This is a genomic window from Rhodococcus sp. BP-349 (assembly GCF_019835845.1).
Classification (GTDB): Bacteria; Actinomycetota; Actinomycetes; order Mycobacteriales; family Mycobacteriaceae; genus Rhodococcoides.
In genome coordinates, this window is record NZ_JABUDR010000003.1 from 116460 (window position 1) to 131447 (window position 14988).

Annotated in this window: 19 protein-coding genes and 1 pseudogene; 12 read left to right on the forward strand and 8 right to left on the reverse strand. The window is 63.5% G+C overall.

From position 1 onward, the window contains the following. The first annotated feature begins 15 nt into the window (after nt 1-15). The 6 genes and pseudogenes from HQ325_RS16885 (at nt 16) to HQ325_RS16910 (ending at nt 5345) form a co-directional block, all read left to right on the forward strand. The gene (locus tag HQ325_RS16885; protein ID WP_222631280.1) at nt 16-861 is read left to right on the forward strand and encodes an alpha/beta hydrolase; all 846 of its coding nucleotides are present in this window, start codon (nt 16-18) and stop codon (nt 859-861) included. Nucleotides 862-1897: 1036 nt separating this feature from the next. Then, entirely contained in the window at nt 1898-2317 is a 420-nt protein-coding gene (locus HQ325_RS16890; protein ID WP_222631281.1) for a cytochrome P450, read from the forward strand. Between the two features lie 650 nt (nt 2318-2967). After that, nucleotides 2968-3939, forward strand: a complete 972-nt coding sequence (locus HQ325_RS16895; protein ID WP_222631283.1) for an ABC transporter substrate-binding protein — start codon at nt 2968-2970, stop codon at nt 3937-3939. A 186-nt stretch (nt 3940-4125) separates the two neighbouring features. Continuing rightward, a pseudogene (locus HQ325_RS22990) lies at nt 4126-4242 on the forward strand (tetratricopeptide repeat protein); the annotation flags it as partial. Between the two features lie 188 nt (nt 4243-4430). Continuing rightward, nucleotides 4431-4889: a hypothetical protein gene (locus HQ325_RS16905; RefSeq protein WP_222631284.1), complete on the forward strand. Its 459-nt coding sequence runs from the start codon at nt 4431-4433 to the stop codon at nt 4887-4889. Between the two features lie 243 nt (nt 4890-5132). Beyond that, a complete protein-coding gene (locus HQ325_RS16910) occupies nt 5133-5345 on the forward strand; it encodes a hypothetical protein (protein WP_222631285.1) in 213 nt (70 codons plus the stop codon). Nucleotides 5346-5500: 155 nt separating this feature from the next. On the opposite strand, the gene HQ325_RS16915 is transcribed toward HQ325_RS16910, so the two are convergent. The 3 genes from HQ325_RS16915 to HQ325_RS16925 form a co-directional block, all read right to left on the reverse strand. Continuing rightward, nucleotides 5501-6529 carry an LLM class flavin-dependent oxidoreductase gene (locus HQ325_RS16915; protein WP_222631286.1) on the reverse strand — a complete coding sequence of 343 codons (1029 nt, stop codon included), beginning with the start codon at nt 6527-6529 and terminating at the stop codon, nt 5501-5503. A 172-nt stretch (nt 6530-6701) separates the two neighbouring features. Continuing rightward, nucleotides 6702-6995 carry a hypothetical protein gene (locus tag HQ325_RS16920; RefSeq protein ID WP_222631287.1) on the reverse strand — a complete coding sequence of 98 codons (294 nt, stop codon included), beginning with the start codon at nt 6993-6995 and terminating at the stop codon, nt 6702-6704. Between the two features lie 138 nt (nt 6996-7133). Then, on the reverse strand, nt 7134-7631 hold the full coding sequence (locus tag HQ325_RS16925; RefSeq protein WP_222631288.1) for a hypothetical protein: 498 nt from the start codon (nt 7629-7631) through the stop codon (nt 7134-7136). A gap of 257 nt (nt 7632-7888) precedes the next feature. On the opposite strand from HQ325_RS16925, the gene HQ325_RS16930 reads away from it, so the two are divergent. Continuing rightward, nucleotides 7889-8323 carry a hypothetical protein gene (locus HQ325_RS16930; RefSeq protein WP_222631289.1) on the forward strand — a complete coding sequence of 145 codons (435 nt, stop codon included), beginning with the start codon at nt 7889-7891 and terminating at the stop codon, nt 8321-8323. A 307-nt stretch (nt 8324-8630) separates the two neighbouring features. Here the strand turns inward: HQ325_RS16930 and HQ325_RS16935 are convergent, their stop codons facing one another. Next, nucleotides 8631-8876 carry a hypothetical protein gene (locus HQ325_RS16935; protein ID WP_222631290.1) on the reverse strand — a complete coding sequence of 82 codons (246 nt, stop codon included), beginning with the start codon at nt 8874-8876 and terminating at the stop codon, nt 8631-8633. A 124-nt stretch (nt 8877-9000) separates the two neighbouring features. Next, nucleotides 9001-9696 carry a hypothetical protein gene (locus HQ325_RS16940; protein WP_222631291.1) on the reverse strand — a complete coding sequence of 232 codons (696 nt, stop codon included), beginning with the start codon at nt 9694-9696 and terminating at the stop codon, nt 9001-9003. A 250-nt stretch (nt 9697-9946) separates the two neighbouring features. Between HQ325_RS16940 and HQ325_RS16945 the strand changes: the two genes are divergently transcribed. From HQ325_RS16945 to HQ325_RS16955, 3 genes are all read left to right on the forward strand, one after another. Further along, nucleotides 9947-10312, forward strand: coding sequence for a hypothetical protein (locus HQ325_RS16945; RefSeq protein ID WP_222631293.1), 366 nt, complete (start codon nt 9947-9949; stop codon nt 10310-10312). 341 nt (nt 10313-10653) lie between these two features. Then, nucleotides 10654-11145 carry a hypothetical protein gene (locus HQ325_RS16950; protein WP_222631295.1) on the forward strand — a complete coding sequence of 164 codons (492 nt, stop codon included), beginning with the start codon at nt 10654-10656 and terminating at the stop codon, nt 11143-11145. 106 nt (nt 11146-11251) lie between these two features. Beyond that, nucleotides 11252-11794, forward strand: a complete 543-nt coding sequence (locus HQ325_RS16955; protein ID WP_222631297.1) for a hypothetical protein — start codon at nt 11252-11254, stop codon at nt 11792-11794. Here HQ325_RS16955 and HQ325_RS16960 read toward each other — a convergent pair. Continuing rightward, nucleotides 11772-12128, reverse strand: coding sequence for a hypothetical protein (locus HQ325_RS16960; protein ID WP_222631299.1), 357 nt, complete (start codon nt 12126-12128; stop codon nt 11772-11774). The genes HQ325_RS16955 and HQ325_RS16960 overlap by 23 nt on opposite strands. A 204-nt stretch (nt 12129-12332) precedes the next feature. Then, nucleotides 12333-12995, reverse strand: coding sequence for a MerR family transcriptional regulator (locus tag HQ325_RS16965; RefSeq protein WP_222631302.1), 663 nt, complete (start codon nt 12993-12995; stop codon nt 12333-12335). A 196-nt stretch (nt 12996-13191) separates the two neighbouring features. On the opposite strand from HQ325_RS16965, the gene HQ325_RS16970 reads away from it, so the two are divergent. Next, nucleotides 13192-13575, forward strand: a complete 384-nt coding sequence (locus HQ325_RS16970; RefSeq protein ID WP_222631304.1) for a DUF3291 domain-containing protein — start codon at nt 13192-13194, stop codon at nt 13573-13575. Nucleotides 13576-13581: 6 nt separating this feature from the next. Here HQ325_RS16970 and HQ325_RS16975 read toward each other — a convergent pair whose 3' ends face one another. Further along, nucleotides 13582-14274, reverse strand: coding sequence for a hypothetical protein (locus tag HQ325_RS16975; protein WP_222631306.1), 693 nt, complete (start codon nt 14272-14274; stop codon nt 13582-13584). Between the two features lie 183 nt (nt 14275-14457). Between HQ325_RS16975 and HQ325_RS16980 the strand changes: the two genes are divergently transcribed. Further along, nucleotides 14458-14757: a hypothetical protein gene (locus HQ325_RS16980; RefSeq protein ID WP_222631308.1), complete on the forward strand. Its 300-nt coding sequence runs from the start codon at nt 14458-14460 to the stop codon at nt 14755-14757. Nucleotides 14758-14988: the final 231 nt, after the last annotated feature.

Sequence of the window (14988 nt, forward strand, 5' to 3'; positions counted from 1 at the left end):
AATGAGGAGGAACGAATGTTCGACGCTATCGACGTGACGAACCGGGTAGTGACAGGAAAGCAAGGCAATATACCTGTTCGCGACTATCGTCCGATCGCCCCGAGTGAGAAGTGCAGGCCACTTCTGTGGATACACGGGGGCGGATTTTCGGGTGGAAGCATCAAGATGAAGGAGTCCGATCAGCCGGCACGCGAGATTGCAGCGCTCGGGCGGCGTGTAGTCACCGTCGACTATCGGCTCGCCCCTACCCCGAAGCTGTGGGGCGCATCGGCGCCGGGACCGCATCCGAACAGGTTCCCGGCCGCCCAGGACGACATCGTCAACGTTGCGCGCTGGTTGGCGAACGACTCCGGGTCAGGTATCCACATGGGAGGGGCCAGTGCGGGTGCAAATCTCACCGCGTCGGCAACTCTTCGATTACTCGATCGTTCAACGTCTGCGATCTCTTCCACGATTTTGGCCTATGGTTTGTTCCATTCGGTTCTGCCGGATTCTTGCGAGATAGAAGAAGGTCTGGACTGGATGGCGCGCCCGTTGTTCAAGGCGGGCCTGCTCAGGAGACTCGCGGCGAATTACACTGGGGACGAGTCTCTCGTCGGGCCTGGTCCCGCTTTCCCTGGCGGAACCGATCTGCGCCGCTATCCGCCGACTCTGATGCTGGATGCAGAGCAGGATCGGTTGCGTGCCTCTGGTAGCGCATTCCACCGCGAGCTCGTCGCAGCCGGTGTCGACGTCGACTACCACGTCCTGGAAGGAGCGCGCCACGGATTCTTGTCGTGGCCTCGCCATCGACCCTTCCGTAGGAGCATCGCCCGTATGGCGTCGTGGCTGGACCGCTATGACAACAATGAGCCGATCTGAAGCATTGCCGCATCAGTGCGTCCGACCGTAGCCGACGGACCGCACGGCCGATGTCCTCGCGTGGTGCTGCCACCGCCGTTGCCTGAGTGGCTGTCCCCGAAACCAACGATCTGTGTGGAATCACCTGCACCGTCGTCACCGCGCCCACCTGGCCTGCTCTGACCTCTCGCGCACGTGGTCATATGCCCTCTGGCTGCCCGTCCGGGGATTGGTCACAGTGGAGTTCCTGATCGCAGGTTTGTACGCACCTGTGCCGTTGGCGCGAGATACGTCAACCGGCTTGACGCCGCGGGTGCCGCGTTCGTTCGCCCCCGTCACGTTGCACACCGTGGTTCGACAATGCTGACAGTCAGACCGGTCAATCACACGACCGGTGGGTCTCGCAGAGTTGTCGATTCCGGGGGTGGATTGCCTGCAACGGCTACCCAGAGCGGCTAGGTGCCAGACTCGACACTCCTGAGGTCACTCACTACTTATTCATGACTTTCATTCCGGCCCCACCTGAACCGTGGTGGTCCCGTGTGGTCATTCGACTCTTAATTCGCCCTGGTCAGATGGTCATTGGTGGTCTCACTCGGATTCCTGGTTTCAGGCGGGCATAGTCACTGGGTCCGGGGTTCGAGTCCCTGTGGGCGCACCAAAAAGAGCCCCTGATCAGCGGTTATGCTGATCAGGGGCTCTTTCGGTTGCGGTGCCACTCGCTGCTTATTCATGACTTTCAACTCGTAACGCACGTGTTCGGGCCCTCCGCGCGAAGATTCACGCTTTGTTTCTGCTGGTCAGAGCGTCGCCCTCTTGTCTGTACTGGGTCCGATAGACGGTTGGAACAAGAGTCGTGTAGCTGTGGCCGTTCACCCAAGTCTCGACCATCTGCGGGGACGAGTCTGAGGTCGACGTTGACGAGCCCGCTGAGCTTTGGAGGACGTGCTGGTCAAGCCGTCTGGCGACTGGGGGTTAGAAGTTCGAGTACTTGCGCGATCGGCCGTCCCCGGCCGACCGAGTCGAGTTTCACCGTAAAAACGCAGGGGGAGCAGAGATGATCGACAACACCGTAGGACCTGTTCGAGCGGTGGACCGCATGCTGCCACATCCACCGCGACGGCTACCTGTGCTTGGCGACGTCCTTGATCTGCACGTCACCGAGTCCAGCCAGTGGGCGATGCGTGATGCGCAGAAGTACGGATCGATCTACGAACGCAATGTGTTCGGGACCCGCGTGACGTACGTGTCGGGGCCCGTCGAGGTCGCGGCGGTGAATGACGAGTCGACGTGGGCCAAGTTCCTCGGTGTGCCGATGGGCAATCTCCGACAAGTGGCCGGCGACGGGCTGTTCACTGCGTACAACTCGGAACCGTCGTGGGCGACCGCTCACGCGATTCTGGCACCGGCGTTTTCCCAGTCGGTCTGGGTGACGATCGAGCTCCACCGATCGGAGCAGTGGCGGCGGGTGCTGTAACCGCGTCAGCAATGGTGTCCGCGCAGGTTCGTGTGGGTGTGGTTTCCACGATGACGGACGGTTCGCTCCCGTGGGTCTGCCCGTGGTGGCCGTGACGGTGTGGTTCGCGGCAGCGGTACTGGCCGCACTCGGTATGGCGCTGACCGTTCCGTTCGCGATCGCAACCGGGGCGTTGCTGACGGGGGCGTTGACGCGCAGAGTCACGCCGGCAACGGTGGCGACGTCGAACGAGCGCGGACCTGTTCCAAGCGAGCTACCCCCCGCACTGCGCCGGCGCCGTCGAACACATGGGAAACGATCCGGCGCCAGGACGACTCGTCGAGCGAGAAAGTGCGACAGACGATTACATCTGATTGTGTGGCGACGAGCGGTACCCGATACTGAACAGGGCCACCCGAATCACTGCCCGACGATGGTTCACATGGCAGCGCGTCGTGTTGATACAAGACGAATGGCAACCGATCTGTCGGCAATCGGGTCAGTCGACTGTCGGTACGACAACGTGACCCACTGAAACCGCGCGGATATGGCTAGTCTTCCGCTGAGGCAACGGTTGCCTGACTCGGACCGAACGGGAAAACATGCTGCATTCCATGACCTCACCAGATCGAGCGGCCACCTCTCGACGGAAGTTTGCGACAGCCTGTGCAGTGGTCACGATTGTCTGTGGCGCGGCCTCGAGTGGGTGCTCGTCGTCCGAGGACGCGTCCGAGCAGCAGCAGGCCGTCGCGGAAGCAGGTTTCAGCTTCGTGGACGGTCGCGGCGACACCGTGGAGCTCGACGCGGTCCCATCGCGCATTGTGGCCAGCGAACAGGCCGCTGCGGCATTGATCCCCTTGGGCATCAGACCCGTCGGAATCTGGGGTGGTAGCTCGTTCGAGTCGTCGATTCCGCTGCGGGGGCTCGACCTCGACGGGATCGACAGTGTCGGGCAGGCTTACGGCGACATCGACGTCGAACAGGTCGCAGCCCTCGATCCCGACGTGATCATCACCGGGTGGTACGCCGGCGATGCGTACGGCGGCCTCGGTCTCGCAACCTCCGACCTCGCCAAGAACCTCGAGCAGGTCGCACCGTTCCTCGCGGTGTCCGCGCAGAAGCCCTCGTCGCAGACCTTGCGGGACTACGAAGCGCTCGCCACCGAACTCGGCGCCGACGTCGACACCGAGGCGATCACGGCCGACCGCGGCACCTACGACTCCGCAGTCGCCGACCTGAAAGAGGCCATCGCCGCCAAACCGGGCCTGACCGCGATAGCCATCTCTCCATCCGACCAGTACTACGTCGCCATCAACGACGAGTTCCCCGAACTGCGCGACTACCAGGACTGGGGCCTGACATTGGTCGAGTCCGATGTTCCTCGCGCCGCCGACTCGGGATCGTTCACACCGGTGAGTTGGGAGAACGCGGGCCAGTACCAACCGAGTTTGGTTCTGTTGGACACTCGTTCGTACTCGACTCCACTGGCGGAACTGCAGGCTGAGCGACCCACGTGGGCGTCGGTGCGGGCGGCGGAAGCCGGAAACATCGCCGACTGGACCACCGACGCGACCAACAACTACGCGAGCTACACCGCCCAGATCGTGGACCTGACGACGGCGATCGACAAGACGACCGTCTGACAACCGTGCTGCCACACCGAGGAGTTGACGATGTCAGTGTGTCGACTGTTCGGGTGGTGCCAGCTGACGAATCGAGCCCAGATCTTGTCCGCCGAACGGAAGCAGTCTGCTCCCGGGGGGTGTCGACGTGTTGTCTCGGTGTTTCGTCACGAGGCCCTCGCCGAGGGGCTGTAACGACACGCACTCGACCTGGGGATCACCGGTGAACGGCGTCGCCGGTGCGTGGTGCAGCTGTCGAGCACGCTGACCGAGCTTGATAAGCACGACGACGCATTGCGCTTGTTCGCCAGCGCCGGGGCATAGTCAACCGGAGGGGCCGCGGTACGCGAACTCACGCTCGGTGATGCCGGCGTGCCGAGAGCTTGTGATGATCCGTCGCCGGAACATGGTCGATACACCCGGGAGCCTTCCGGGCCGCATCGATTCCAGGCCGCGGCCCCCGACCCGAAGCATTCGGAAACGGCACTCGACGGCATGGAATAGTGCGATCCATGTCAGCAGCGACGATCGAGCAGGAGTATGACTTCGTACTGTCCCTCATCTACGGCCAGTTCTACATCAGGTGCGGGCCGGGCAGCACGGCCGATTGGGACCTGTTGGTGCAGGACGCGATCGGGGAGGGGTCGTACGCGGGTGACGAGGCCAATATCGTGGTCATCTCACCGGTTTCGTACAACGCGGCGCTCCCGGTGGGCGTCGAAATCTGGACCGCGGAACCTCCGTCGGAGGAGGGGACGTGGCCGATCGCTATCCGCCACCAGGTGACGGTGGGGGAACCTGGTCGGGTAGATCTCGACACGACCGAATCGAACGGGGAGCACTCGTTTCCACTTCGTCCCGAATCCTATGTTTTCGAAGTGCTCGGATACGTGGAGGCTTTGCGCACCGGCCGGAATGAGAGCGCTACGCAGGACCGCTGGAAAGTAAGGGTGTGGCCAACCAGCGCATAGAGGATTGCGGCTGCGCACAGTTCTTGTTGAGCTCGGCGACGTCGCCGGTGTTGTAGGCGTGGCAACGCACTCGGCCGAGGGCAGTACGGAGACCGGAAGTCGATGCTGTCATTGGGCTATCGATGATCGCGCCCTCGTGGCCACCGAATGATTGTCGGTTGGCGATCGCGATTAGGTCGTAAAGCGAGTGGGCCGTTCTGTGTCCGGACCTGAGGTGTCGTTGATGCAGCGACCGCGGAGCGATTGGGAGTCGTCAACGAAGTCGTCGCCCGCGACCACACGTACGCACGCGGACTCGAGATCGCCCGCACCCTCGCCGCCACGCCGCGCCTGTACCGCTCACTGCTGAAGCAGACCCTCAACCGACGGCTGCTCCGTCGGGTCATCGAAGGCGTGCCCCTCGGTATGGCACTCGAGTGCCTCACCGCAGCAGACCTGGCACACCCGCAGCATTGATGTTTGCCCAGACGCTCCGTCATCCGCATGAATGGCTCTGGGCGCACGAGAGCTGTCCAACTGAGACCTACCGCTCCCCCCCAGAAATTCCATCGCCCAGGCAACTCCGGAGAACCGGCCGTAGGTCCGCTAGCTCGTCCTGATCGAGCCCACGGTCAGAGATCGGCCACCAGCGGTGCGACCTCCGTTCCCAGTAGCTCGATGCCGCGGAGCAGATCACTGTGAGCCAAGCGGGGATTGGTCATCTGCAGAGACAACCGATCCACACCGCCGAGCTGTTCGCCCACTCGCGCGATCTTGTCGGCCACCGTCTGCGGGTCACCCATGAAAAAGGCACCGTTCGGTCCGGACGTGGCATCGAATTGCGCTCGGGTCGGTCGCGCAAATCCTCGCTCCCGCGAGATCTTCGTGAACATCTCGTTCCACCCGGGGTAGATGGTGTCCGCCGCCGCCTGCGTGGTCTCCGCGACGAACCCGAACACGTGCAGGCCCACCTTCAACTTCTCCGGCGCATGACCTGCCTGCGCACCCGCGCGGCGGTACAGATCGACGAGCGGCGCGAACTGGCGCGGCTCACCGCCGATGATCGCGATCATCAGCGGCAGCCCCAACAGACCTGCGCGAGCGAATGATTCGGGACTGCCGCCGACACCCACCCAGATCGGCAGAGGATCCTGCATGGGACGCGGATAGATGCTCTGTCGCGTCAGCGCCGGCCGGTGCTTGCCCGACCACGTCACCTCGACGTTGTCCCGGATCTGCAGCAGCAGCTCGAGCTTCTCGATGAACAGCGAGTCGTAGTCGGCCAGGTCCAGACCGAACAAGGGGAACGACTCGGTGAACGAGCCGCGGCCCACGACCAGATCCGTCCGCCCCTTCGAGATCAGATCCAGCGTGGCGAATTCCTGGAAGACTCGCACCGGATCGTCCGCACTGAGTACCTTGACCGCACTACCCAGCCGGATTCGTTCCGTGCGAGCTGCCGCGGCCGCCAGGATGATCGACGGAGCGGAATCGTAGTACTCGCTGCGGTGGTGCTCGCCGATCCCGAACGAGTAGAGACCCACCCGGTCGGCGAGTGTGATCTCCTCGAGCAGATGCTCCATTCGCTCGGCAGCGCCGATCACGCGGCCGTCGGTCGGGTCGGTTACGGAGGACACGAAGCTGTCCACACCTACATGCATTGCTGAGCCTCTCGGTCGGGGCCGCGACGTCGACCCTGGGTTAGTTTACAAGTCAACCATCTCGACCGAGAAACTGTTCCCAGGGCTACCCACCTCTCCGCGCCCCTGATCGGCGCGGCTGCTGATCAGGGGCCCTTTGTGGTGCGTCCACAGGGACTCGCACCCCGGACCTTTACTGACACTCGACGGCTATGCCGCCCCGCAACCTTGCACCCGGGGCGGCAACTGGGACAAGAACACAACCCAGTTCGACGAGCACCGCCTCGCGCAGTACAGCCAGACACAGCGAATGGTATTCGGAGCCAACGAACAAGGTGTCAGCGCCGGCGTTCGCGAATGCCACGAAAACGGGCAGCATCGGACCGGGAAACCCGGCCGGTGTGGCCATCTCGGTCTCGATGTCAGGCGGGTTGCCGTTGAAAGGGTCGGCAGTGAGCTTCACCAAAAGCTCGTGGTGACCGCACATGGTGCATCCTGAGCGGTGGGAAGTTCTCGACACCGTTCAACAACAACGGGTTTCATCGTCCTACGAATTCGACTCGTTGTGGTTCGCGAGGTTCATGGTCGCGCGACTACCACCGTGTGTCTCCGCATCTCGACCAGGTCAGTCCTCCGTGAAGACGTGCAGACCCAGCACGGAAGGCCCGTCGTCTCCGATCTCGTCGGCGAGGTCGCCCTCGTCGACTTCGTGTGTCGGAACGATGAACCGGGGTGTCAACTCCAGGCGATGCCGCTCGATCGATCCGTCGGACGAATACTGTCGATATGCCCTGTACAGAACATCGGACGGGAATTGGATACCTCCGAGGCTCGTGAACTGCTTCCACACTTGCCCGTCCGTCGTTTCCACCCGCAACCCGGCGACGGCTTGGAAGGACCCATGCCCCTCCAAGGTCCACCCTTGCGGCACGTAGTCGTCGAGCTCACGCATCACGACGTCGATGCTGACCTCCACCTGCCCGTACTCGGTACTGGGCGTCACCGTGAGATAGCCCCGCGACGGCGTCGTCATCGTGGACCCATCGCCCTCGTACAGGCTCACCACGCCGTCGGAGACGATCGCGTACTGCTGGTGTGCGACCGAAATGGTGGCCGTGTCCATCCGGGGTGCCCCTCTCGACCGAGCGTCGGATGATCGCCGGAACTCGACGACGAGGCGACGCTGCTCGTTCCTGCTGGACGGGTCTACGTACCAGCTGGTGAACGAAGTACAGACTCTGCCATGTGCGCTTCGCTGTCGGCGACAGTTCGGTTTGTTCTACGGGGGCCGATCGAACGTCTTGGCTGTCCGTGGTTGCGCAGACGCGACGTGTCCATCGTTCGAGTGGACCGGGCCGTGCGGTTTGTTAGGGTGCGACGGTGTCGTGGACGTCGTCGCCCAAGGATTCAGTTCTGGGTCTCGCTGTACTTCTGTACATCGGAACAGCGCTGGTGGTCCCGATCGCCGTGGCCGCAGTCTCAGCTCTCGGTGGTGCACCGTACGAGATTGTTCCCGGGTGGTTCGGGGTGGGAGTTCTCGCGTTCTGTATCGGCGCTTATGCCGCGACTTATGGCGCGTACGGGTTGTATCTGAAGGCGTCGTCGGCGCACCGACGCAGGACAGGACCGGTACTGGCGGCGCGTCTCGAGACGGGCGCACTGATTCTCGCGTGGCTATCGCTCATTGCGGGGCTGACCGGCCTGTTGCCGGTCGTCGGGATGGTGGGCGGTCTGGTCTGCGCTGCGGCGCTCAGTGTGGCGGGGTTGGTCGTTCGCCGAGCTCGATCCGAGAACGGCGTCGAGCCGTCCCCGTGACTGTGATGGTCGGCCCGCGTGCGGGCCGGCGAACCGTCCGTGAGTCCGGACGCTGTTGTTCGACTTCGTTCGTGAGTCGGTGGACAGGTGGGTCGCGGTGCTCGCCGGCGCCTGGGGGGCCAGCGTGACGGTGCCGGGGACCGTGCGGAGCGAGCAGTGTCCGTCGTGGTCGGGTAGTGCTACTCGCGCTTGCTCCTCGGTGGAGCTCTGCCGCAGTTGACCGATCGACAGCCTGACCACGTCAGCGCGGCGGGCGCCATCAGGACGCCGTGCCGCTACCGACCGAGCACGTACAGCGCTGTGCTTCTCAGCGACCCGTGCGTGAATCGCCGTCGTGTCTGAGCCACCAACATGTCACCGCGTACAACGCTCCGAGCCACACGGCGGCCACCGCCAGCATGCCACTGAGATTGTTGATGCCGGAAAACATCTCGACGGCGACAGCGACGATCAGCACGGCGTAGCTGATGGCCACGACCGTTGTTCGGAATCTCGACCGGCCCACTGCGGCGCGGCGGTCGGTGAGAGAAGCGCTGAGAACGGAACTGCTCATGTGTTCACTCACGCCCCGGACAAGAGCAACCGAGACCGCCACAGCGATCGCCAGGCATTAGCTTCGACACCGGCGGGTTCTCGTTCGTCTTCCGCCACCGTCGCATCGTAGGGCGCCTCGACCGTCATCGGTGTTCCCATACCAGGCGAGTGCCCTCGATGAATGGTTGGTATTTCGACCACAGTGTGACGCGCATGTCGAAAGTGGTGTTGCGTTCGAGGGAGAACGCCAGTTGCTCGAGCATGGCGCTGAGTGATCTCCACAGCGGTGGTTTCCAGGGTGCGTCCGCGTCGGGGTGGATGTTGACGCACCCGTGCAGGGGGCCTGTCCGAGTGTCGACGAACAGCGTGTCGGCGTTCGACTTGGCGAAAGCCACGAACCCGGGCAGCATCATCGGCGCTGGAGATCCCGCCGGCTTTGCCATCTCTTCGTCCATGTCGATGGGCTCCCCGAACGCCGGGTTGGCGTTGAAGTCGATCCACAGTCGATGATCGCTCAGTAACCTGTTCAGGCTCAGGAGCTCGAAGCCGGGTGGTATCAAAGCAATTCCGCGTTGCTCTGGAGTCGGCTCGGCGCGGCGGTAGAGATTCCGCAGCTCGTCGGTCCACGGGCATGTCGCCTTCTCTGCCGCCGCGATGTCCGCGTCCGCCGCCCCGCGAAAACCGACGCCGATATTCGCTTCGAGAATGGCCGACACCCGAGCCCACTGTCTGTCGACCGAGCTCGGAGGGGGCGTCTTCAGCAATCTGGCGACATCGCCGGCATCGGCCGAGGTCAGTATGGTCGCAACCTCTGCGGCGTCGAGATCATCGTGGGCCATCGCCCAAGTCTCCCATGACCCGACTCTGCATCGCCGGATCGTGGCGGAGGCCGCTGGGTGGCGCAGAGTGTCGGTCGGCGCTTGTCGCACGTGTCGAGTGCCTGGACCTGTAGGGGTTTGTACGCTGGTGCTCGCGGTGAGTCCGTGCAAGCGTGAACCAGATGCAGGCCATCACGTACCGCAGCCCGGCCCACGGCAGGCGTACCGCATCAGTGCATCCAGCTGTCTTGCCGCGACGAGACGAACGGTGATGGACGCGCCGCGTCCCCGCCGCGACCCGGTTCCGGAACTGGTCCTACTCGCGACCGGTGCGGTGCTGTTCGCGGTTGCCCGCCTCCTCGATCTGGACGGCCTGTTCATCGGGTCGATCTTCCTGTGCGTCTTCGCTGGACTGGCTGCATTGTTCTCCGGCAGGTTGGCGCAGCAGAGCTTGGGGACGAAGATTGCCGCGACCGTCATCGGGCTCGCAGTGACTGCGTTCGGCGCCGTGTGGATGATCACGCACGCTTCGTCGACCGAGATCTTCTCGCCCGCAATGATCGTGTACCCCGGTGGTGGGCTGGCACTGTCGGGGCTCATCAATTCCGTAACTCACCGCGCATCGTCGAGCAGGTAGCTCCACATCCGCAGCCAGGCTGCGCCTGTGGGAGACCTGCCGGGCCAGCAGGGCTCTCACGTCACCATGACCGGATCGGCGAGCCACGCGAGTCAGGGTGCGGCGGCACCGGCGTCTCGAAGGAGTAAGAACAGCGGGACAAGAACCGAACGACCTACGCTCGCAGGTGTGGCACGCAACAGGGGAGTGTTCGATCCCACGGAACGCGGGCTGTTCGACGAACAGCGGCAGCGGTTCGACTGGGCCATGCTCAGAACGGCTGCGCGTAGGTGTGGAGCGGTGAGCCGAGTGCCTGTGCCCGTTGCGCGCCTGGCATCGACCGGTGACGCGGGTGCCGGGCCATGACGACAGTCTTCATGCTCGACGACGAGGAATGGTGGCCGGACGACCCGGAACCTGGCGCGCTGTGTTCGCCCACGACCTACTGGGCTGATGCATCGGAGATCGGACTACCGCGGGAAGTGGTGTCCGAAGTCGCCGCCTCCATCGTCACCGTTCGGGTCGAGAGGGGTATCGAGCGTGTCGCGCACCTCGGAGATGGATTCACGACGATGCTGAGCGCCGGAGACACACCAGTCGGTGAGGCGGTTCTGACGGGTGCTCTCGTGTGGGATCGATACTTGTGGACGGACTTTCGAACACCGACGACCGGACGTGTCCGTGTCCTGAACTTCGTGGGATACGTGGTGCAGCAGGTGACACGGCATCCGACTGTGCACTCCGGATGGCGTGTTCCCGAGCCGCACGGGCCGCTCGAGTACCTCCCGGCGGGAACCATCGAGAGCGGCGTTTCGGTGAAGTGGAGAGTCTGGCAGGTCGAGGTGGCGCCGTGAGAAATGTGGCCGTCGTGTCTCGTGGCGACGGCGCACGTACAGACTCATACTTTTGCTCGTGACCAGACGTTGATCGATTGCACTTCCGATCACTGAGAGGACCGATGTGGGAACGTACCGTGTCGAAACGTACCTCTACGGCGATATCGAGGTGACGGGGTCCGACGATGAGATCATCGCCGTGTACACGGACGAGCCGCAGACCACCGCGTCGATTCGACGCACCGGCGAGAGAACGCGCGACACGCCTATCGGGACGCGGCGCGAATCGGCCCTGGAAGCAGTCGTCGACGGCCGCGAAGTTGTCCTGATGCCGGGGCCCGGGCGACTTCTGAAGAAGTCTTACCGTGTCCGGATCGAGTTCGATCGACGAGTGTTCACCCTCGCTGCCACGACCCTGACCGACAGCAGGTTTCTCGACGGCTCCACGGACACTGGTCGAAACGCGTTCGGCGACCTGACACTGGCACACGACAGTATCGACATTGTCTGGGCAGTCCCGTTCCAGTTCATGAACACGACCATCGAACCGCCTGTCCCGTCGCGCGATGACGTGCTGGTGGCAGTCTGCGCCGCGGCAGCGTTCGGTACCGGCGGACTGTCCCTCGGCACGATTGCGATGGGTTTCATCGAGGCGGTGCTCCCGTGACGTCTCGAGGAAAGGGTCCGGCCGCGATCAGGCTGATCGCGATCCCGCTGAGAACCAGTACACCGAAGTTGTCGATCGGGATCACCGGGTCACTCGATGTGTACTGGGCTTGTTCGTAGAAATAGCTCTGACCGAACTGGTATGCCGACAAGACCGCCAGGACAACCGCGGCCCGCCTGTTGCGCCACCTCGACGCGAAGAGCATCGCCGCGACAACGGCTTCGCACGCAGCCATGACGGCCAATGCTGTCCACAATGACGTCTCGAAGATCCCCGGCCCCGTCCACGTCAGGACGGTGACGACGACAAGCCCTGCAATCAAGTACTTCTTCATTGTTGTCCTCCAAATTCTTCTCTGCTGCGTAGTCGCCTCGCGTCACCCGAGAAGGGTGTGTGCTGCTGGTGTCGACGCTCGCAGGTGATCGCGGAGGAAGACAGAGTAAGAACCCCTACGCTCCTGCGCACAGATCGTGTGGGGCACTTGCCTCATGGTGGTCCGGCAGCACGGCATTCTCACCACGCCTCGATCGAGAGACGGTCAGTCTGTCGCGTGCGAGGTAGGCGGTGCGGAGTCGGCGTTCTCGAGGTCGTAACTGGCGGATTCGAGGCTCAGCCGACGAATTTCGAGTAGCACTCGCTCGATGACGACGGTGCCCACGATCATGGATTCGACAGCGGCTGCACGGTCCTCTTTCCCTCTCGCGTAGGCCACTTCGCCTTTCGCGGCGGACTCGGCATGGTCGGCTGCGTCGTCGAAATTGTTCAGAGAGATCGGGAAGCCGAAATGGCGCATCGTGGTGATGAGTTCCGCCAGTCGGTGCGGTGCAGGCGCAGCCGGATCGATATGCCAGTGCCGGTCGGTCAGCCACGCCGTGACCTCGTCGTGCGCGGTAATCAGATCGGGGTCTCTGTCGTGTGTGGCAGGAAGGTCGTCCAAGCCGTGCATCACGGCACCGAAGGTGTCGTGCAGTGTCACCGTGTCATCGTCCACGGCGGCCAAGGTCGCGCGTACCCGTGCGAGGGGGAGTTCGCCGATCTCGGTCATCGAGCGGATGAGGCGGAGCCGGCGTAGATGCGGCTCTCCGTAGTTCGCCTGATTGGTCGCGGTCCTGACGCCGCTCTGCAGGAGTCCTTCGCGTAGGTAGTACTTGATCGAGGAGATGGGCACGCCTGAACGCGTACTGAGCTCGGAGACCTTCATGATGGGGGCCTTGACATCACGATCAGAGACTAGCACTATCCATTATGGATACCGGCGGTGTCCATATCGATTCGAGTCGCGGTAGCGTCGCCGCTGAGCGCAGCGCCTCATGCGCGCAGACTCCCGTTCGGACAGCTGAATTGGCGGGTTTACGGATCGCATGCGCGACGACCACCTACCGCACTAGGAGGACTGCATGGTTGCCCTGCCCTGGCTCGCGGGCCCACAGGATACGAACACGCTCGATGCCTCCGTCGTCATGGCGTCGAGGTTCGAGCTCGCGTCCTCCCGTCATGTTCTGCGATTCCTGGTCGCATCGCTGCGCATCCATCGTCAGGTACGCCGATCGGACGGGGCGATCGGCGTCGCCCTGATCGCACGCCCTGTGCGCCGGGAGTTCTACACGCTGAGCGCCTGGCGCGACCGCGACGCGATCGATGCGATGGTGAGCGCGGAACCACACCGCTCGGTGATGGAAACTTTCAGGCAACACACTGCGGATGCAGAGTTCACGTTCTGGACGACCTCGTCCTCCCTGCGTCCGACCTGGGCAGACGCTCACAGCAGGCTCGGACGATGACCCGTGTCAGCGGTCGCCGCGGCAGAACACGCCTTCGCCGGTATCGGCCGATGGACCCGGTGTGAGATTCCCGCAATCCTGTATGACGGGTGGACCGGTGTAGTCGGCCAGCTGAGGACACACGTTCTGCAGTGCCGCATAGGCGATGAGCTCGAACTGCGCTGCTTCGCCGTCAGGCGTCGGCGAGTCAGCTGGGCTGTCCGGATGCAGTCGCTCCCACACCTCCCGGACTCCGGATTCGAGGACCGAGTTGCACGCCGCCCGTCCGTACTGCGCAACATGACCTCTCAGAGTGCGAAACGGCACCCCTGAATACAGCTGCCCGTCGTTGAGGGGGAGGCCGCACACTGCGCGTGAGAAAGCTGCGTCCGCACCGCTCGGAACGTCGTCGTTCGGCCCTTGCCGCCACTCCGTTCGCTTCTGCTCGGCGAGTTGTTCTCGTGACGGGAAGGACTGATCAGGGTAGGTGGATCGCTGGTCGTCGAAGAGGGTCTGCCAGTAGTCGACGTAGTCCTGCTCGGTGATGTTCGGCTCGCTGGAGTCCAGGCACACCGCGGCCTGATCGACCGGCGCACCGGTGGGGGCGGTGGCGAAGTACTGCTCGGACCTCGGTGGCGCCGTACTGCTCGGTCTGCCAGGTTGCGGACTGCACGCTGTCGCGACCAATGCCGCCGCGATCAGAATCGTCGGCCATCGCATGCGGGACGACGTTACAGCGATGACGGGCTCATGCCCGTCGACTGCGGCGCGGCAAGCGCCTTTCGCTCGACGACGTGCGAACTGGCCGGACCGAGTCGGTCACGATCGTCGTGGCATGCTGCAATGCGCGCGGTCCGGTGACGGAAACAGTCGGGACCGCCGACTGTGGAAAGATTCTCGCGTATGCCCGAGCCCGACGTATCGACGTTTCCCAACGGCCCGATCGCAGCGCTCTCGGGTCTCGCTGCCGTGGCCGGCTTGATCATCGTCGTGAGCGTGGCGGTCGGTTTCGACGGCGGCCTCCCCACTGCGATCATCATGTTTGCGGGAGCCGTGGGCGTCGTTTCGTCGGGAATCATGGAGCGGGTGTCGACGCGGCGGGACAGGCGGGTCGGTGCGACCGCGCTCGTCGCCAACGCAGTAGTGACCAGTGTCGGCGTGTACGTCCTTGTCAGCGCTGGTGCCGGCGCATTGATGACATAGTCTGCGACTCGGTTTCAACAAGCGTCGCGATTACTCGAGAGATCGACGATCAGTAATTGACGCTCACTCGAACTCGCACCGATTTTCCTTGCACAGCGAGGAGTGCCAGGAGGGTCACCGCTGTCATCGCGCTGCCATTCTGTTTCGTCTTTGGTCACCGGTGACACACCGAAACTCGGCGGCAGGGCCGACAGCGTGGTGGTCGGTTGATCGCGTTGAGACTGCCATCGA